The sequence below is a fragment of the Nocardia sp. KT25-26 genome, from assembly GCF_056627695.1.
Window position 1 is genome coordinate 2,534,021 of record NZ_CM152813.1, and the last position, 18,632, is coordinate 2,552,652.

Annotated in this window: 19 protein-coding genes; 5 read left to right on the forward strand and 14 right to left on the reverse strand. The window is 71.1% G+C overall.

From position 1 onward, the window contains the following. Window positions 1–12: 12 nt before the first annotated feature. From AC1HFH_RS11495 to AC1HFH_RS11535, 9 genes are read right to left on the reverse strand one after another with little or no spacing between them, the layout of a single operon-like run. The gene (locus tag AC1HFH_RS11495) at window positions 13–1,107 is read right to left on the reverse strand and encodes a FecCD family ABC transporter permease (RefSeq protein WP_480247422.1); all 1,095 of its coding nucleotides are present in this window, start codon (window positions 1,105–1,107) and stop codon (window positions 13–15) included. After that, complete coding sequence (locus AC1HFH_RS11500) at window positions 1,104–1,904, reverse strand: ABC transporter ATP-binding protein (protein WP_480247423.1); 801 nt, start codon at window positions 1,902–1,904, stop codon at window positions 1,104–1,106. Before AC1HFH_RS11500 ends, AC1HFH_RS11495 begins: the two co-directional genes overlap by 4 nt. Continuing rightward, window positions 1,901–3,001 carry a GHMP family kinase ATP-binding protein gene (locus AC1HFH_RS11505; protein WP_480247424.1) on the reverse strand — a complete coding sequence of 367 codons (1,101 nt, stop codon included), beginning with the start codon at window positions 2,999–3,001 and terminating at the stop codon, window positions 1,901–1,903. Before AC1HFH_RS11505 ends, AC1HFH_RS11500 begins: the two co-directional genes overlap by 4 nt. Continuing rightward, window positions 2,998–4,290 (reverse strand): MFS transporter, encoded by a 1,293-nt coding sequence (locus AC1HFH_RS11510; protein ID WP_480247425.1) that lies wholly within the window; start codon window positions 4,288–4,290, stop codon window positions 2,998–3,000. Before AC1HFH_RS11510 ends, AC1HFH_RS11505 begins: the two co-directional genes overlap by 4 nt. Beyond that, window positions 4,278–5,336, reverse strand: a complete 1,059-nt coding sequence (locus tag AC1HFH_RS11515; protein ID WP_480247426.1) for a PLP-dependent cysteine synthase family protein — start codon at window positions 5,334–5,336, stop codon at window positions 4,278–4,280. Before AC1HFH_RS11515 ends, AC1HFH_RS11510 begins: the two co-directional genes overlap by 13 nt. Beyond that, window positions 5,333–6,238: a Rossmann-like domain-containing protein gene (locus tag AC1HFH_RS11520; protein WP_480247427.1), complete on the reverse strand. Its 906-nt coding sequence runs from the start codon at window positions 6,236–6,238 to the stop codon at window positions 5,333–5,335. Before AC1HFH_RS11520 ends, AC1HFH_RS11515 begins: the two co-directional genes overlap by 4 nt. Next, window positions 6,235–7,494, reverse strand: coding sequence for an ATP-grasp domain-containing protein (locus tag AC1HFH_RS11525; protein WP_480247428.1), 1,260 nt, complete (start codon window positions 7,492–7,494; stop codon window positions 6,235–6,237). Before AC1HFH_RS11525 ends, AC1HFH_RS11520 begins: the two co-directional genes overlap by 4 nt. Before the next feature lie 48 nt (window positions 7,495–7,542). After that, window positions 7,543–8,190, reverse strand: coding sequence for an MspA family porin (locus AC1HFH_RS11530; RefSeq protein ID WP_480247429.1), 648 nt, complete (start codon window positions 8,188–8,190; stop codon window positions 7,543–7,545). Between the two features lie 53 nt (window positions 8,191–8,243). Beyond that, window positions 8,244–8,900, reverse strand: a complete 657-nt coding sequence (locus tag AC1HFH_RS11535; protein ID WP_480247430.1) for an MspA family porin — start codon at window positions 8,898–8,900, stop codon at window positions 8,244–8,246. Window positions 8,901–9,069: 169 nt separating this feature from the next. On the opposite strand from AC1HFH_RS11535, the gene AC1HFH_RS11540 reads away from it, so the two are divergent. Beyond that, window positions 9,070–9,639, forward strand: a complete 570-nt coding sequence (locus AC1HFH_RS11540) for a 3'-5' exonuclease (RefSeq protein ID WP_480247431.1) — start codon at window positions 9,070–9,072, stop codon at window positions 9,637–9,639. 47 nt (window positions 9,640–9,686) lie between these two features. Here the strand turns inward: AC1HFH_RS11540 and AC1HFH_RS11545 are convergent, their stop codons facing one another. Further along, window positions 9,687–10,376 (reverse strand): TetR/AcrR family transcriptional regulator, encoded by a 690-nt coding sequence (locus tag AC1HFH_RS11545; protein WP_480247432.1) that lies wholly within the window; start codon window positions 10,374–10,376, stop codon window positions 9,687–9,689. A 94-nt stretch (window positions 10,377–10,470) separates the two neighbouring features. On the opposite strand from AC1HFH_RS11545, the gene AC1HFH_RS11550 reads away from it, so the two are divergent. The 4 genes from AC1HFH_RS11550 (at window position 10,471) to AC1HFH_RS11565 (ending at window position 14,692) form a co-directional block, all read left to right on the forward strand. Beyond that, entirely contained in the window at window positions 10,471–11,991 is a 1,521-nt protein-coding gene (locus tag AC1HFH_RS11550) for an MFS transporter (RefSeq protein ID WP_480247433.1), read from the forward strand. A gap of 641 nt (window positions 11,992–12,632) precedes the next feature. Further along, complete coding sequence (locus tag AC1HFH_RS11555; protein WP_480247434.1) at window positions 12,633–13,283, forward strand: urease accessory protein UreF; 651 nt, start codon at window positions 12,633–12,635, stop codon at window positions 13,281–13,283. 16 nt (window positions 13,284–13,299) lie between these two features. Then, window positions 13,300–14,025, forward strand: coding sequence for an urease accessory protein UreG (gene ureG, locus AC1HFH_RS11560; protein WP_480247435.1), 726 nt, complete (start codon window positions 13,300–13,302; stop codon window positions 14,023–14,025). A 10-nt stretch (window positions 14,026–14,035) separates the two neighbouring features. Continuing rightward, window positions 14,036–14,692: an urease accessory protein UreD gene (locus AC1HFH_RS11565; protein ID WP_480247437.1), complete on the forward strand. Its 657-nt coding sequence runs from the start codon at window positions 14,036–14,038 to the stop codon at window positions 14,690–14,692. 202 nt (window positions 14,693–14,894) lie between these two features. On the opposite strand, the gene AC1HFH_RS11570 is transcribed toward AC1HFH_RS11565, so the two are convergent. The 4 genes from AC1HFH_RS11570 to AC1HFH_RS11585 all read right to left on the reverse strand — a co-directional run bounded on the left by AC1HFH_RS11570 (window position 14,895) and on the right by AC1HFH_RS11585 (window position 18,590). Beyond that, window positions 14,895–15,575 carry a hypothetical protein gene (locus AC1HFH_RS11570; protein ID WP_480247438.1) on the reverse strand — a complete coding sequence of 227 codons (681 nt, stop codon included), beginning with the start codon at window positions 15,573–15,575 and terminating at the stop codon, window positions 14,895–14,897. A 128-nt stretch (window positions 15,576–15,703) separates the two neighbouring features. Continuing rightward, entirely contained in the window at window positions 15,704–17,128 is a 1,425-nt protein-coding gene (locus tag AC1HFH_RS11575) for an NAD(P)/FAD-dependent oxidoreductase (RefSeq protein WP_480247439.1), read from the reverse strand. Window positions 17,129–17,374: 246 nt separating this feature from the next. Beyond that, a complete protein-coding gene (locus AC1HFH_RS11580) occupies window positions 17,375–18,256 on the reverse strand; it encodes a serine hydrolase (protein WP_480247440.1) in 882 nt (293 codons plus the stop codon). 109 nt (window positions 18,257–18,365) lie between these two features. Beyond that, a complete protein-coding gene (locus tag AC1HFH_RS11585; RefSeq protein WP_480247441.1) occupies window positions 18,366–18,590 on the reverse strand; it encodes a hypothetical protein in 225 nt (74 codons plus the stop codon). Window positions 18,591–18,632 lie beyond the last annotated feature (42 nt).

Here is an 18,632-nt window from a genome sequence, read left to right on the forward strand (position 1 = left end):
TCATCGATGGAGCTATTCGGCGCCGCTGCGGTAGCGGCGCACGAGGACGAGCAGCAGGGGAGCGCCCACCGCGGCGGTGACGATCCCCAGCGGCAGGTCGGTGGGGGCGAACACGGTGCGGGCGAAGGCATCCGCGACGACCAGGAAGATCGCGCCGAGCAGCGCCGCGACGGGCAACAGCCGCCGATGCCCGGTGCCGACGGCGAGCCGGGCCACATGCGGCACCACCAGGCCGACGAAGCCGATCGCCCCGGCCACCGAGATCACCGTCCCGACCACGAGAGCGACCAGCACCAGCGCGACCAGGCGCACCCGCCCCGGTGCGAAACCGAGTGTGCGGGCCGTATCGTCGCCGGCGGCGAGGGTGTCGAACCGGGTCGCCATCGCCAGCAGCGCGATCAGGCACACCAGAACCACGACCGCGGTGGTGGCGACCGCGCTCCAACGCGCCGCACCCAGCGACCCCAGCAGCCAGAACATCACGGCGCGGGCACCTTCGGGCGAATCGGAGGCGAAGACCAGGAAGCTGGTCGCCGCCGAGAACACGTACCCGACGGTCACCCCGGCCAGCAGCATCCGCAGTGCGGTCATCCGACCGTTGATCCGGGCGACGGCGAACAGCAACGCGGTGGCGGCGGCCGCTCCGAGGAAGGCCGACACCGTGAGTGCGGCCGCCGACGCGGCGGTGGTGACGGCGAACAGCAGATAGGCGGCGGCGCCGGTGGAGGCTCCGGAGGTGACGCCGAGAATGTGCGGATCGGCCAGGACATTGCGGATCACGGTCTGCAGCACCGCGCCGGCGACGGCCAGCGCCGCGCCGGTGAGCGCACCGAGCAGCACCCGGGGCGCCCGGACCTGCCAGACGATGGCGTCCTGCGCAGTCGTCCAGTCACCCACCGCAGGCAGCCCCGTCGTGTGGTGGGCGACGATGCGGGCCACCGTACCGGGCGGCACCCCGACCGGCCCGATCCCGGCGGCGACCACGACGACCAGGAGCGTGCCGGCGGTCAGCGCTGCGGTCCAGTACAAGCCGGTTCGGCGGTGCCGGTCGCGGTCCAGATCGTCGGGTGCGGCTGCAGCGCTGCCGTTGGGGATGTCGAGTGTCATGCGTAGGTTTCCGTTTCATCGGACCGGTCGCCGGTGCGGTCCGATTGCGGCCCGAACAGCAACTGGGTGGCGCCGAAGACGGTGGCGCGCTGCACGCGCACCCGATAGACGGGTTCGAGGATCTCGGGAGTGAGCACTTCAGCGACCGGTCCGGCCGCGGCGACGCGGCCGCCGTGCAGCAGCACCAAGCGGTCGCAGTACCGGGCGGCGAGGTTCAGCTCGTGCAGAACGACCACCGTGGTGACGGTGAGTTCCCGTACCAGCCCCAGGAGTTCGTGCTGATAGTGCACGTCCAGATGGTTGGTGGGTTCGTCCAGCAGCAGATGGTCGGCCTGCTGGGTGAGCGCCCGGGCGATCAGCACCCGCTGCCGCTCACCGCCGGACAGCGAGGCGAAATCGCGGTCGGCCAGGTCCCGGGCGCCGACCCGGTGCAGTGCGGCGGCCGCGAGCATCCGGTCGGTGCGCGAATACCCTTGGAATGCACCGGCCCAGGGCGCGCGGCCGAGCAGCACCATATCGGTGACCGTGATCGGGGTGTCGGCGGGAGTTTCCTGGGTGACCACTGCGAGCCGGGCGGCGCGCTGCCGGCCGCGCAGCGCCGACACCGGGGTGCCGTCGATCGACACCGACCCGGTGACCGGGGTGAGTGCCCGATGGATCACCCGCAGCAGTGTCGACTTCCCGGATCCGTTCGGGCCGATCAGTCCGAGAGTTTCACCCGCCCGCACGGTCAGGCCGATCCCGGACAGCACCAGCTCGCCCCCGTATCCGACGGAGACGTCGTCGACGGCAATCATCGGCGGACCTCCGGCGGTGGTGCGGCGTCGGCGGCAGCCGGAGCGCCGGTGACCGCAGGCAGTCCCGGCGGTCCCGATGCGGTTCGGGGAGTTCCGGCCGGGTCGGCGTCCCGACGGGTCGGCGTGGGGCGGTCGGCCGCCGTCGTCCGGCGTTCCTCCCGGCGAGCGGCGAGTGCGGCCGGTGCGCGGACACCGGATCGAACGGATCCACCGGCGGGCCGCGCCGGGCCGGGACGCGGACCCGCACCTGCGGTGGTCCGGGTGCGCAGGACACTGACCGACTGGGCGAAGGTCGCGACGGCGGCATGGGCCGCGGCGAGTTTGGCGGAGTATTCCGGATCCCGGTCGTCCAGCAGGATGCCCGTGGTGGTGCCGCTGTGCGCGACCAGCACACCTGCTGCGCCGAGTTCGTTCACTGCGGCACGCACCGCCGGTAGATGCGGTCGTGGCCGCAGTACCGAGTTCAGTTCCGCGCTGCGGGTGGCCACCGCACCGATCCCGGCGCTGTCGCCCAGTGCGATCGCGGTCCGCAGCCGGTCCAGCAGCCGAGCGTACTCGACGCGATCCACAGCGTCGAAGGGCTTGTGCAGCCGGTTGAAATCGACCGTGTCGACGCTGCCGCCCTCGTCGCCCAGCACGATCGTCATCGGCGGGAGGGAGCCGAGCCGGTCCAGCAACCGCACCTCGCGATGGCAGAACGCCACCGCATCCGGGTACATGACGCCATCGGACGGCTCGATCCGGCGCAGTTCGTCCTCGATCTCCGCGGCGGTGATCGGGCGGCCCGCCGCGTCGGCGACGGCCCGCGCGGTGGCCACCAGGTCCGCGGTGGAACTGGCGAGGCCTTTTCCCTCGGCCAATTCGCTGTGGACGGTCAGCAGGCCCCCGCACGCCCCGTCGAGCATGGCTTCGGCCAGGCGCCGCGCCTTGGTCTTGTGCGCCGGGATCACCCGGATCCGGTGGCCCGGCCCGGGATCGAACACCACGGTGGCGCCGTGCCGGATGGGGCAGGTGACGAGGAAGTCCCGCCGGTCGGGCAGTACGCCCTGCAGGAGTTCTCCGCAGCTGCCGAAGGCGGTGCCGAGTCCCGTTCTCATGGCTGTCTCCGTCCGCGTGCGGCCGGTGCGGCCCGGTCCTCGGTATCGGCCGGGCCCGGCAGGAGGCCGCGCCGGTGCAGGACCGCGACCGCACCCGCCGCAGCGAAACCGACCGCGGCGCACAGCAGCGCCGGTGCCCAGGACAGCCGCCCGGTGTGATCGACGATCGCGCCGGCTGCCACGGTGAGCCCGACCGTGGTGAGCCCGGCGACGAGATAGAAACCGCCGTAGTAGGTGCCGGTGAGGTGCGGTCCGCCGAACCGTGGCACGGCCTCGTTGACGAACGGCTGCGCCGTCATCGTCCCGATCGCCAGCACCACCGTGGCGGCGAGGACCGGCAGCACCCGGATCGCGGTCGCGGCAGGTGAACCGGGATCCGCGAGCGTCGCCAGCGGTGCGGTGAGCGGTGGAATCAGGAAGGCGGCACCTGCCAGCGCCGGCCCGAGGATCAGTGCCGGACCACGATCGGTGCGGCGGCTCGCGACTGCGGTGATGCGGACCTGCAGGAGTAGGAAGCCGATCGTCTCGGTGACGAACATGGCCGCCACCGCCGCCGCGCCGTACCCACCGGCGAGCTGCTGGATCTGCAAGGTGAACAGGAAGTAGAGCTGCATCTGCAGGGCGAGCAGCGGCGCCAGCGCCAGGACGAAGGCGTGGAATCGCCGGTCGCGCACCAGCCGCGCGATATCGGTGCCCACTCCGGCCCCGGTGCGGGTCACTTCGCGGGCCGGAAGCAGCAGGAACTGGATCAGTGCGAGCCCGGCGAAGATCGCCGCCGCCACCACCGCGGTCATCCGGAACCCGATGGCCACCAGCACGGTGCCGAGGATCGGACCCAGCGCGGACCCCAGGTTCGCGGCGACGTTGAACAGGGCGAACGCCTCGGCGGTCCGGGGCGCGGCGGCGTGCGCGAGATAGGCCCGCACCGCCGGATTGAACAGTGCCCCGGCGAATCCAGTGAGCGCGGCTGCGGCCAGCACCACCGGGACCGAATCGCCGAGGGCGAACAAGGCGAACCCGGCGGCCCGCACGGCCAGCCCGACGACGATCACGCCGCGTGCCCCGAGCCGGTCGGCGAGTACCCCGCCGACCAGGAACAGCCCTTGCTGGCCGAGATTGCGGATGCTGAGCACCACGCCCACCACCGCGGCGGTGAGCCCGATATCGGTCAGCAGATAGTCGGCCAGGAACGGAATCAGCAGGTAGAACCCGACGCCGCCGGCGAAATGGTTGATCAGCAGCAGGCGAACCGGCAGTGGGAAGCTGCGGAACGAGGCTACGGTGCGCATACCGGGCCCTCTCGTCGGGCAGGATCACGGACGACGGTGCAGCGCGCCCAGCCGTGCACCTCACGGCCTTCGGGGTCGTCGAGCAGTTGTGGTTCGCGTGCCGGTGCGGTGAGCAGTCCGCGATCGTGGCACCAGGTGTCGTCGAATACGGTGCGTAGATAGCGATGCGGCCCATCCGGGAACACGGTGAGCACCTGCGCGTCCGGTTCGCGGGTGGCCGCCCAGCCGGCAACGAGGGCGGCGGCGCCGGTGCTCCACCCGCCGGTGGGCGCGGCGGCCGCGGCGAGCCGGCGGCAGGCCGCGACCGCTTCGGCCGCACCCACCCAATGCACCTCGTCGTAGTCGGCGTAGACCACGTTGCGCGGCAGGATGCTGCTGCCGAGTCCGCGCATCAGCCGGGGCCGGTCGGGCTGCCCAAAGATCCGGGAGCCCACCGCGTCCACCCCGATCACCCGCAGTTGCGGCCACTGGCGCCGCAACACCCGGGCCAGCCCCGCGCAGTGTCCGCCGGAACCGACGCTGGCGACGAGGATGTCGACCCGGGACAGCCGGTTCAGGATCTCCGCCGCCATCCCCGCATACCCTGCGGCGTTGTCCGGATTGTCGTACTGACGTGGCCAGTAGGCGCCGGGTGTGCCGGCGAGCAGCGTGGACAGGCGGTCGAGCCGGGCGCGTTGCCAGCCGCCGACCGGATCCGGATGTTCGACGACCTCGAGACGTGCCCCGTAGGCGCAGAGCAGGGTGCGCATCTCGGGTTCGAGTTCGTCGTCTACGACGAGGATCACCGGATGCCCGAGCGCTCGAGCAGTGATGGTCAAACCCAGTCCCAAAGTACCGCTGGTGGATTCGATCACGGGTGCGCCCGGGGCGAGGTCGCCGCGCGCCGCGGCGGCGGTGAGCATCCCGGCGGCGGCGCGAGCCTTCATACCACCGAACCCACTCGCCTCGATCTTGGCCCAGTACCCGGCGTCGCCGACGCTGATCCGGGCCAGCGGAGTGTTGCCGATGAGGTCGCCGATCGGTGCCGGCGCCGTCCGGGGCGTCATATCTCCTCCCGGGGTGCTCGATAGTGGTACAGCGTGCTCGACTCGCCGTGCAGGGAGAAGAACGGATACGGCTCGGCGGATACCGCGGTGAGTCCGGCTCGGCCGAGTAGCCAGGGCAGGACTGCGCTGCCGGTCTGGGCGAACGCCACCGCCGGAATTCTCCGGTCGCGGGCGGTGGCCAGCAGTCCGTCGAAACTGCCGTTGCCCAGCGTCATTCCGGTCACCAGCAGGGCATCACAGTCGGCGAGCGCGGCCTGGGCATCGGTGTGCACCGGCTCCTGCCACCGGGTCACACCGCCGAGCAGATCGCAGGGCAGGTAGCCGGTGCCACGATCACGGAGCGCGGCCAGCAGCGAATCGACCACCCCGACCACCGCGACCCGGTGCACCGGGGCCGGTAGCAGGGCCACGACCGACCGGGCGCGCTGCCGGGATTTCGCCCCCGAATCACCGCCGGTCAGCCGGACCGGGGTGGCGCGATGGCCGCCCGCCGCCGGATGCGGTGCCTGCTGCATCAGGTAGGCGTCCAGTGCGGCGATCCGCACCGCGCCACGTGGGTGCCCGAGCAGGTCGGCCACCGTGGCGCCGACACATTCGTCGATGATATCGGCGAAGGCGTCGGCTTCGGCCGGTTCGATCGCACAGGATCCGACGGCCGCTCCCACGCGGATACCGAGCACGAGATTGCGGTAGCCGGTGCGCTGTCCGTGGTGCCGCGTCCCGTAGGCGGTGAGGAAGGCGTTCGAGACCTTCATCCTGTCCGGGGCGGGGCCGAGTGCCCCGGCTGCGGCACGTTCGGCCAGGTCGGCCGAATCGGCCGGGCGAATCGGATCGGCTCCGACGCAATGTTGTGTCCCGGCACCGGAAGTCCTGTCCGGTGCCGAGGGGAGCGCCGGCCTCATGCGGCTTCCTCGTCAGAGACCTGGAACCGCAGCCCGGCGATCAGGTCGGCGGCGAGGTCCCCGGCGGCGCCGGGTTCGGGATGGGTGACGAGAACGTGCCCCAGGTAGGAGTTGTTGTTCCGGGCCGGTTGCAGCACCCGGCCGGGGGACGGTAAATCGTAGTCGGCGATCCGGGGATCGTCGGACCAGCGTTGCGCACCCGTCACACCGGTGAGCACCCCGTCGCGGTCCGGCACCGCGAAAGCGACGGCAGCGCTGCCGACTCCGGTCTCGGCGCGGGCCGGCACCGGGGCGCGGCCGAGCGCGAGGTCGACGGCGGTGCCCGGCAGGTCGATGCCGGTGACCCGGCGAACGAGTTCGGTGATCCGGTTCCCGCCGGGTCGTGGGTTCACTTCGATCAGCCGTGGCCCGTCGGCGGTGAGCATGATCTCGGTATGGGTGACCACTTCGTCGAGTCCGAGCGCGGTGATCGCGGCGACCGCGACCTCGGTGAGCGAGGCCGTGGACCGGGCGTCCAGGGCGGCCGGGAACATGTGCCCGGCCTCGATGAAGTGCGTTTCGCCGATCACCCGCTTGTCGGTGCAGCCGACGACGGTGGTCCGGCCGCCGGTGGTCACCGCTTCGACACTGAATTCCGTGCCCTGCAAACACTCCTCCACGAGGACCTCGGGTCGGCGCCGCTGCCCACGGGCATTGACCGGGAACTCGGCGATGTCACGCAATGCTGCCCGGAGTTGCTGGGCATCCGCGGCCCGGCGCACGAACATGCCGCCGCACAGGTCCACCGGTTTGACCACCACCGGATAGCCGATCCGGGCGGCGTGCGCGAGCGCTTCGGTGGCGCCGGCCGCCAAGCCGAACCGGGGCTGCGGTACGCCGGCTGCGGCGGCGGCCTGCCTGGTGCGGGCCTTGTCGCAGGTCGTCCGGATCGGGTCACGGCCGGGACCGGGCAGGTCGAGGTCGGCGGCGATCGTTGCGACCGCCGGCAGGTAGTAGTCGCAGGAGGAGATCACCCCGTCGAAACCGAAGGCGGCGTGCAGCTTCCGGACGATCGGCAGCAGTTCCGGTTCGTCGTTGGTTTCGGCGGTGACGATATTCGTCGCGGCGAGCAGCGGATGCGTGCTGCCGCCGGACCGCAGATAGTGGGTGAGATCCCTGGTGACGAGGGTGAATCGAGCACCCCGGGCGGCGATCGCCCGGGGCAGCAGGGTGCTCATCGAGCCGACCCAGCTCTCGAGCATGAGCAGGTGTGCCACACGACCTCCTGGCCGATAGGTTGGGGGAAGGGCAGTGCCGTCGGGCGGTCAGCCGATGCTGAACGGCTGTCCCCAGAGGGTGACCTTGCCGGTCACGGTGTCGGTGCTGACCTTGACGGTGACGAAGGCACGGGCCTGCGCGTAGCCGGCGCAGCCGGACAGGCCGATGGTGCTGTCGGCCCAGGTCACCGAGCCGCTGGTGCCCTCGAACGAGTTGGCTTTCTTGTGCGACTCGGCGCCGTAGCCGTCGGGCTTCTCCAAGTCCAGGAGATGGAACGAAGTGGCCTGCCCCGGGCCGAGACTCAGATTCGCGCCGCCGTCTGCGGCGGCCGTACCGCTGTTCTGGCCGGCTTTGCCCGACAGACCGCCGGACATGCCGCCGCCGCTGATGTTCACCTGGCAGCCGACGATGTAGCCGGGTGTGATGGAGCCGCCGTCGGCGCCGGGGCCGGTGAGGCGGACCCGGGCGCTGCCGGAGACCCAGGCATTGCGGTGCACGGGGGTGGCGCCCATCGATGGGCTGATGGTGGCCGATTCGCCGGTCAGTTCGACAGTGACGACCGTGCCGTCGGCCAGGGTCTCGGTGATCGACCCGCCCGGCAGCGGGACGACGGTGTCGGCGTGCGCGATGCCGGCGGGGGCCAGGGTGAGTGCGGCGGCGACGGCCAGGCAGGGCACGGTGACGGGGTGGTTCATGTTCGGTACCTCACGGGGTCGGACGGAATGCACAGCGGGGGAGGGTGACCGGTTCAGCCGATGCTGAACGGCATCCCGTAGAGGGAGGTCTTGGAGTAGTGGTCGCCGACGATCTCGACGACGGTGTAGGAGCGGGCCTGGGCGTACCCGGCGCACCCCTGGACCTGCAGTTCGATGTCGCGGTACTGGACCGTGTACGTGCCTGGTTCGGTGATGTTGCGACCGCCGATGCCGACGAACTTCACTTCGCCCGGCCCGAGCCGCACGCCGACGGCACTGCCCGCGGACGCACCGCTGGTGCTCACCCCGACGTCGACGCCCGCCGAGAAGGCATCGTCGGCGAGCGATACCTGGCAGCCGACCAGGTATCCGGTGTTGATCCGGGACCGGCCGGCCGTGGACGAGTTGTTGGTGCCCGGGTCCCCGGTTGCGCCGCTCTGTGGCCGCGATTCACCGGCCGGGGTGGCGAGGACCTCGGCGGTCGCCCGGCCGGAGACCCAGGCCACGCGTCCGGTGCCGTTCGCCGCCAGGGAGGGCGAGATGAGCGCGCTACCGCCGGTGTGGGTGATCGTCACCCCGGGGCCGTGCCGCTGGCCGTCCGGGAGGGGTACGGCGGTATCCGCGTGCACCGGTCCGGCGGTGACCATGCCCAGCGCGGCGGTGGCAAGGACGGCGGCGCCGAGGTTTCGGCGGCCTGGGAACGACATCATCTCTCACACCCTCATCGAAGTGAACAGTGCGCCGCGGCAAGCGAATTGCCGGGCAGATGGCCGTCGGACCCACAGTCCGAATCGACCGGATTCCACCTTAATGGAAATGAATGTCATTAGTAAAATGCCGGTTGTGGCAGGGCGGAGCGGATCGCCGTAGCTTCGGGCTATGACCGAACCGTCCGGACTGCTCAATGTGGTCGATATCGAGGCGACCTGCTGGCGCGGTGAACCGCCACCGGGTCAGGTGAGTGAGATCATCGAGATCGGGCTGACCGTCGTCGATCTCGAGGCGCGGACCCGGCTGGGCCGGCACGGCATCCTGGTCCGCCCGGCTCGTTCCGCGGTCGGTGAGTTCTGCACCGAACTGACCGGGCTCACGCCGGAACAGGTCGAGACCGGCGTCGATTTCGCCACGGCCTGCCGGTGGCTGGTCGCCGAGCAGGACGCCGTCGGGCGGCCGTGGGCGAGCTGGGGTGATTACGACCGCAAGCAGTTCCGCGCCCAGTGCCGGGCAACCGGTGTCGGCTACCCGTTCGGCGGAGCGCACACCAATGCCAAACGTCTGTTCGCGGAGGCGTACCGGCTGCGCCGGCCGCAGGGGATGGCCGGTGCACTCCAGATCGCCGAGCTACCGCTGGAGGGGCGGCATCACCGAGGTGTCGACGATGCCTGGAACATCGCCGCACTGGTGCTGAACCTCGTCGGTCTCGGCGCCTGGCGGGCCGATACCGACTGAACCGGCTGTCGCCGCCGGCGCGGGGCCCGTGCCGGGCCGGTTGTCCGCTACAGCCCGGCGCGGGCGGCGAAACCGTCGCACAGGGCGTCGATCCCCTGGAACAGCAGTTCTTCGGAGGTGAGGCCGGTGGTGCCGGCGCCGTCGAGTTCGGTGAGCGCCGGCGGGACGGGGTGCTGCCACCGTCCGTCCAGAATGTCGCGCAGGCCGTTGGTGTCGTCGGCCGGGGAGTGGCCGAGCAGTGCGCCGCTGACATCGGGGAGGGTGGCGCCGGAGATGTGATTCCATACGGTGAAGGCCATGGCGGTGGCCTCCCGGGTGGTCACCCCGAGTTCCCGTAAGCCTTCGACGAGCCAGGCCAGGCAGGCGATGCTCTGCGGGCCGAAGCTGTAGCGCGGGGTGGCAAAGGCGAACAGCACCCACGGGTGCTGCCGATACAGGTGCCAGTCGATCTCGGCGGCGATGCGCACCCGATCGCGCCAGGTCCACCCCCGGCCGGTCGGGTCCGGGTAGGGGTAGCGCCCGGCCACCTCGTCGGTCATCGCCGCGATCAGCTCGTCCTTGCCGGCGACGTGCCGGTACAGCGACATTGCACCGACGCCGAGCCGGTCGGCGATCCGCCGCATCGACAGGGCGCCGAGCCCGTCGGCATCGGCGATCACGATGGCGGCGTCGATGATCGCCGCTCGTGTCAGTTTTTCCGGCTTGTCCACGGCTGCGGTGGCCTTCGTCTCAGTCATCCTATGACTCGCTTCCCGTTCGGAGACCGATTGCGTACACTGTACCCATCGTCCGATGCGTACGGTGTACGCATTCATGTCTGGAGAGGGAACAATGACGAACCTCGGGTCGGTCACCCCGGCGACGAGCAACCGCGCCTGGTGGGGCCTCGGCGTGCTGGTGCTGCCGGTCCTGCTGGTGTCGATGGACATCTCGGTGCTGTTCCTCGCGATGCCGAGGCTCACCGCGGACCTGGACCCATCCGCCGCCCAGCAGCTCTGGATCCTCGACATCTACGGGTTCATGCTCGCCGGCCTGCTCATCACCATGGGCAACCTCGGTGACCGGATCGGCCGCCGGCGCATCCTGCTGATCGGGGCCACCGTATTCGGCATCGCCTCGGTGCTGGCCGCGTTCGCGCCGAGCTCCGCGGTGCTGATCGCCGCCCGTGCGCTGATGGGTATCGGTGGCGCGACGCTGCTGCCGTCCAGTCTGGCGCTACTGTCGGCCCTGTTCCCGGACATGCGCAAACGAGGCGTGGCCATCGGCATCTGGACCGCGTTCTTCGCCGGCGGTGCCGCGCTCGGCCCGATCATCGGCGGCATACTGCTGCACCACTTCTGGTGGGGTGCGGTGTTCCTGATCAACATCCCGGTACTGCTGGTGCTGTTGCTCGCCGCGCCGGTGCTGGTCCCCGAACACCGCTCCGCCGAACTCGGGCCCCTGGACCTGGTCAGCGTACTCCTGTCGATCGGCGGCATCCTGCCGGTGATCTACGGCATCCAGCACTTCGCGGCCGACGGCTACGACCCGCTCACCGCGGGCATCACGCTGCTCGGTGTGCTCGGCCTGGTGCTGTTCGTCCGACGGCAGCGGCAGCTGAGCACGCCGCTGATGGATCTGAGCCTGTTCGCCCGGCCGATGTTCCGCACTGCGATCGGGGCGAGTACCGCCGGGAGCATGTCCCTGGCCGCGGTGGGCTATCTGACCAGTATCTATCTGCAGACCGTCACCGGTCGTGATGCGCTGCAGGCCGCGTTCCTCGGTATTCCGATGGCTGCGACGTTGTTCGCTTCCTCCATCGGCGGGGCCCGATTCGGTGCGGCACTCGGTGTCCGGCGGGCCTTCGCCCTGGCTCTGGCGCTGTCGGGTGTCGGCAACCTGATGCTGCTCGGGCTCGGCGTCGACGGTGGACTGGCCTGGTACCTGACCGGTTCGGCGCTGGCCGGCGTCGGCTACGGCATCTCGTTCACCCTGGTGTCCGAAGTCGCCGTCGCATCGGTGCCCGCGGAACGCGCCGGATCGGCCGCGGGCATCTCGGAGACGAGCTTCGAACTCGGCAACGCCCTCGGCCTGGCCCTGCTCGGTTCGCTCGCGACCCTGGTGTTCCGCACCGGTGGCGACTACGGCGCCACCCTCGGCGAAACCGTCGCGCACGCCGGTACCGATACCGAACTGATCGCGGCAGCTCAGGGCTCCTTCGTCACCGGAATGCATGTCGCCATGGCGGTCGGCGGCCTCATCCTGCTGGCCGTGGCCGCCCTCGCCTGGTTCGCACCGCGCGGTGGCGACCACCGGGACCCGGTTCCCGGGGCACCGGTCGACCCGATCCGCGAGCCGGTCGACACCCGGTAGCGGCTCCTGGCCGGGAGCTGGGCCGGGGGAGGAGGCCCCGGCTGGGACCCGGACCCGGGGAGGTGAGCCGGCCGGAACCCGGACCCGAGGAGGCGGCCCGGCCGGGGCCTGGGCGTGGGAGGCGACCCGTCCCGGGGGACGGGCAGTGGGAGGGCCTGGCCGGGACCCGCGCACCGGGCGGCCACCCGGCCGCGACCTGGACAGCAGGAGGCGAACCCGGCCGGTGGGCACTGCCCGGCGGCCGGACCCGGACGCTGGGCCGGTCCGGCCCGGTATTGCTTCCGGTTCGGTGGCTGTGCCGTGCCGAGGTCTGGGCTGTTCGCACAGAAGCGACGCGAGACCGCCGATCCTGGGTGTATCTCTGCCGATTCTGTGCGAACAGCGCAGGTCGGGATCGAGGCCGAGCAAAGTCGCCGCCGAGGGGTGCTCGCCGGCTGATGTCGTCCGGTGGTGCACCGGCTTCGGTTGCCGGCCGTGTTGCGGCGGGCCCACCCTGGCGCTGCCGCCCGGCTCGTTCCCGGTCGGCCGGTCTGTGAAGTCGGCGACCGCCCGGTGGTTCGGCCGCAGGTCGACGGCGGTCGGAGGTTGTCCGCACCCGGGTGCGCTGTGCGTCGGTGCGGGCCGCCCCATAGGATCGTCGGATGCAGTATCGGAAGCCGGCGGGCCTGGCCACCTTGCTGGCGCTCGCCGATTCGCGGCTGCCGATCGGCGGGCATGTGCACTCCGGCGGGATGGAAGAAGCGATCAGCTCCGGCCTGGTCTCCGACGTTGTCGGCGTGGAGTCCTACCTGCGGCGCCGGATCGCCACCACCGGACTGGTGACGGCCTCCCTCGCGGCAGCTGTATGCGCGGGCGAGCTCACCGTCGCGGCGGCCGAGGACGAAGCCGACGCCCGGACCCCGGCACCGGCCGCCCGCACCGCATCCCGGCAGCAGGGGCGCGGTCTGCTTCGACTCGCCAAACACCTGTGGCCCGGGCAGGACTGGCGCTCACTCGGGCGGCGGCCGCATCTGTCCACGATCTTCGGTGCGGTCGGCGCGCACTGCGGGACCGATCCCGAAGACCTCGCGGGTGTGGTCGTCTACACCACGCTGACGGGTGCTGCGACCGCGGCACAACGCCTGCTCGCCCTCGACCCGGCCGCCGTGGCCGAGGTGACGCTGCGCCTGGCCGAACTGTGCGACGACACGGCCGCCACCGCGACCCGCGAGCTCGCGGCGCTGTCCGACCCGCTGCAGGACGTGCTGGCCGAACGCCATCTCGACCGCGACATGCCCCTGTTCGTCTCCTGAACCGAAAGGATCCCCCTTGCCCCCGCATCTCATCGACGGTGAACCGCACGACCACAGCCACGACCGGCCGAAGCGGCAGCGCACCCCCGGCGAACCGCTGCGCATCGGCATCGGCGGCCCCGTCGGCTCGGGCAAGACGGCCCTGGTGGCGGCGCTGTGCCGGCAGCTGCGCGACGAGCTGTCCCTGGCAGTGCTCACCAACGACATCTACACCACCGAGGATGCCGACTTCCTACGCCGGCACGCGGTGCTCCCGGACCAGCGGATCGCCGCGGTGCAGACCGGCGGCTGCCCGCACACTGCCATCCGGGACGACATCACCGCGAACCTGGACGCCATCGACGACCTGATCGAGGCGAATCCGCCGCTGGATCTGATCCTGGTGGAATCCGGCGGCGACAATCTGACCGCCACCTTCTCCTCCGGCCTCATCGACGTCCAGATCTTCGTCGTCGACGTGGCCGGCGGCGACAAGGTGCCGCGCAAGGGCGGTCCCGGTGTCACCTTCTCGGACCTGCTGGTGGTCAACAAGACCGATCTGGCGCCGCTGGTGGGCGCCGACCTGTCGGTGATGGAGGGCGATGCGGCCCGGGTCCGTGCGGGGCGGCCCACCGCCCTGGTGTCGCTCACCGACGACCCGGCCGCCACCCCGGTCCTGGCGTGGGTGCGGGAACAGTTGCAGCAGGTCGCATCGGACGATGCGGCGGCCGCCGGCGCACAGCCGCATTCGGCCGCCCACTGACGTCCGTAGGATGCATACCGAACTGAAGATCGTCGCGGAACCGGGCGCAGTGGCGCATATCGAAGCGGCCGGTGGACTGGCCGCCCGGCACACCGGTGCGGAGACGGTGCACCTGATCGGCACCGCCGCGACGCCCCTCGGTGGCGACCATCTCGACATCCATGTACTGGTCCGGCCCGGTGCGCGGCTGGTGGTGCGGTCCGTGGCCGCGACGATCGCCCTGCCCGGTCCGGCCACCGCGCAGTCCACCGCCCGCTGGGTTTTCGAGGTGGGTGCCGGTGCCGAACTGGTGGTCGATCCCGAACCCACCGTGGTGGCCGGGGGAGCCGACCATCACGTCGTCACCGAGGTGCGGCTGGCGGCGGACGCCCGCCTGCAGTTGCGGGAACGAGTCCAGATCGGCCGGACCGGCGAGGACCACGGGCGCTGGCGCGGAACACTTATCGCCGATGCGGGTTCCCGCCCGCTGCTGCGGCACCGCCTCGACCTCGGTGCCGGTACCGCCGGCGACGACCGGCTGGCGGCGCCCCGCGCACTGGAGAGCGTACTGCGTTACCCCGATGATCGGGAGGTACAGACCGTCGGCCTGTCGACCGCTCGGCTGCCACTGGCCGCCGGAGGTTCGCTGACGACTCGGACGGGGAGCAGGTTGTCGGGAACCGGATGACGCACAGATCGCGCATGAGCCGCTGCGTGGCGGCCGATGCGGTTACGCCGTTACCTGCCGGTTCCGACCACGTCCGGGGCACCGGAAGGAGGCGGTCCGGGATGGCCCGACGTTCCGATGGCCCGCCGGGGCAACGTCGCTACTGCCCGGCCCAGCCGTGGCCGGGCGTCTCCGACTTCCCGGCCACGGCAGCGCCATCGGATCAGACAGTCGCCGGTGTGGCCAGGCCGACCCCGGCGCCGACGGCGGCACCGACTCCGGCGCCCACAGCGATCGCGGGGACTGCGACGGCCGTGTAGGCCACCGTCGCACCCAGGATCGGGCCGACGACCAGTCCGGCGGGCAGAGTCGGGATACCCATACCGAGCCCGACGACACCGCCGATCAGGCCGGCCCAGGAAGCCAGTGGTGCCGCGGCGACGCTGCCGACCGCCGCGCCGACGGCCGCACCGCCCATGGTGCTGGCGGCCACCCGGTCGGAGCGGGTGCGCTCCATGCCCACCGAATCGAGGAAGGTGGCGATCTGCGCTTCGGCGTTCGCGGACGCATCGTTGATCGGCTCGGACACCTCGTTCGGCAGCCACTCCGGGATCGGCTGGGTGACATCGCCGAATCGGAACTGTCCCGGCGGCGGGGCGATCGGTGCCACCGGATCGACCGGGGTGGGGGCGTGCAGCTCACCGACGGGAGCCAGCGGTGCCGGGCCCGGGATCGGCCGATTCCACTCCGGTGCGGGCTCCGGCGCCGCCTCCGGCAGCTCCGGCTGGGTCACCGCGGCGCGTTCCGGCGCCGCCTGCGCCGTTCCGGTCCCGACCAGGGCGAGGACCAGTGGGAGCGCGCCCACCGCGACCGCCGAACCGACTTTCTGCCGCTGTGGGCTCACGGCTCTGTGCTTACCCGTCGCCATTGATCACCTTTCCTGCGGTTGGTCACACTGATGACGATCAGCATTCGCAACCGGGCAGGGGTGCGGATGGGTGGTGCGCTGCGCCGGTTCGCACCGGCGCCGGATCAGCCGGCCTGCCGGGTGGTGTTGTCGCTGCGGCCGTTGTCGGCGGGCGGTGCACCGACGGCGGCGGCCAGTTCGTCGGCGTCCTCCCGGTCGGAGTTGACCGCCTCCATCGCCAGCCGCGCGAACACCCACTGCTCGGTGGCCGCCATCTGGCCCCGGTTGCGGCCGAGGAAGGATACGAACCAGCCGATCACCGTCACGATCCGGCTGCGGTAGCCGACCAGGTAGTACAGGTGCAGGCCCAGCCAGGCCAGCCAGGCGATGAAACCGCTGAACTCCAGTTTGCCGACCTGGCAGACGGCGTCGAACCGGGAGATGGTCGCCATACTGCCCTTGTTGAAGTACTTGAAGGGCTTGCGGTCGGCGGGCTGCTCCCCGTGCAGGCCGGACTTGATGGCCTTGGCCGCATAGGTCGCGCCCTGGATGGCGCCCTGCGCCTGCCCCGGCACGCCCGGTACCGACATCAGGTCGCCGACCACGAAGACGTTCGGATGTCCCTTGACGGTGAGGTCCGGTTCGACGATCACCCGGCCGGCCCGGTCCACCTCGGTGCCGTCCGAACCGTCGGCGATGATCTTGCCCAGCGGGCTGGCCTGCACACCGGCCGACCACACCTTGCAGCTGGACTCGATCCGGCGGGTGCTGCCGTCGGCATCCTTCACGGTCACCCCGTGCGCGTCGACGTCGGTCACCATCGCGTTGAGTTGTACCTCGACGCCCATCGTGGTGAGCCGCTTGTGTGCCTTGCCGCCCAGCTTGGGCCCCATCGGCCCGAGCACCGCGCCGGCGCCCTCCAGCAGGATGACCCGGGCGTCGCGCGGATCGATGGTCCGGAAGGTGCCCTCCAGGGTGCGGTCGGCCAGTTCGGCGATCTGGCCGGCCAGCTCGACGCCGGTCGGGCCGGCGCCGACGACCACGAAGGTCAGCAGCCGGTCGCGTTCCTCCTGGGTGGTGGCCAGTTCGGCCTGTTCGAAGGCGCCCAGGATCCGCGCGCGCAGTTCGAGGGCGTCGTCGATGGTCTTCATGCCCGGCGCGAAGGTGGCGAAGTGGTCGTTACCGAAGTACGACTGCTGGGCGCCGGTCGCGACGATCAGGCTGTCGTAGGGCGTGACGGTGTCCTGGTTCAGCAACCGGGAGGTGACCGTCTGCGCCGCCATATCGATGTCGACGACCTCGCCCATCAGCACCTGGGCATTCTTCTGCTTGCGTAGTACCAGGCGGGTGGCGGGGGCGATCTCGCCGGTGGACAGGATGCCGGTGGCGACCTGGTACAGCAGCGGCTGGAACAGGTGGGTGGAGGTCTTGGAGATCAGGGTGACGTCGACGTCGGCCCGGCGCAGGTGCTTGGTTCCGAACAGGCCGCCGAATCCCGAGCCGATCACCACCACACGGTGACGACGATTCGCGGTAGCTTGGGTGTTCATCGTCGGTGCTCCTCGACAGACCTGGGGTGGACCCCCGCATGTTCGTGACACGGTTACGGTAGTCGGCCCCGACGGGCAGGTCGCCACGAGATCCCGCTTCCGGGCGTGCGGCGCCGTGCATGCTCACCGCGGCGGGCGTCGGCGGGTGAGTCGTGCCACCGGGGCTCGGCGGACGGATACCCGACTCACCATACGCGACGTGGCGGCCGCGGCCCCGGCGCGCCACGGGCGTGCCGGGGCCGGGGGTCAGCGGTCGGCCAGCAGGATCTCGGCCAGCCGGGTGTCGGTCGCCGAGCCTTCCGGGTAGCCGCCCTCACCGCCCATGGCCGTCATGATCGACAGTGTGTAGCGCTCCCCGGGCCCGGCGAAGCCGACCGAGTTCACCGCCCAGCCGTCCGCCTCCGCGGACCAGCCGTTCTTCAGGCCGGGATGCTGCTCGGGTCCGGCTCCCCAGACACCCCAGTGCTGGTTGAAGTCCACCGCCCGCATCCGGTCCACCAGGTAGGCGCGATCGTCCGAGTGCAGCCCGTCGAGCACCGTGTTCATCAGCCGGTCCAGGTCGGCGACGGTGCACTTCTGGAACGACCAGTCCGGAAACAGTGCCGTATCGGTCGGCTGGGGGATCAGGGTGTGCATCCCCAGGCCACGGAAGGCGTTGTTGAACGCCCAGCGATCCCAGCCGGCGTATTTGTTCCACAGCATGTAGGTGGCGGCATCGTTGGACCGGGTGAGCATGGCGTCCATATCGGACCGGTCGCCGGGGGACAGCGCGATGGCGCCGACCCGGGCCCGGTTCAGCAGATCGGCGGCGATGGCGACCTTGATCGTCGACGCGGTCCAGAACTGGTCCTCGGCGTGCGCATTGGCGTACCGGCCGCCGGTGGTCCGATCGCGCAGGACATAGCCGGTGATACCGGGCCGGTCGGCGAGGTAGGCGTCGGCGCGGGCGATCCGGGCGCTCATATCGCAGTCGAAGCCGGGTAGACAGGCCTGGGTCGCCACCGGGGGCCGGGCCTCCGCGACACCGGTGCTGCCGAGAGCCGGAACGAGGACCGCCGCAGCGGCCAGAGCACAGACGGACGCGGCCACCCGGGTCGAGGTTCCGGGGGCAGCCAGACGAGAACGCACGAGGGAAGACAATCTCACAGCGGCGGGCCCGATGCACTACTTGATCTCGGTTCCGGATCGTGCTAGGCGATGCCGGTCCGGCGTTGTGCGGCAGTGGATTCCGCGGCGGTCAGCGGGACGCGGTGCGGCGCATCCGGACGGGCGGACGGCCACGACCCGTGGTGCTGTTGAGCCGGTGGCAATGGACGAAGGCTTCGGCGTGCCGGTCCAGCGGCCAGACATGCAGGACGGTCTCCCGGCCGTAGTGCCGCGAGTTGATCAACTCCCACCGGTTGCCGGCCCGGCGCACCACGAAACCGTCCCGCGGTAACAGTGGTAGAACCTGTGCGGCCATGAACGCGATCCAGCCTTTCGCCTGCAGCCCGTCGTTCCCCTT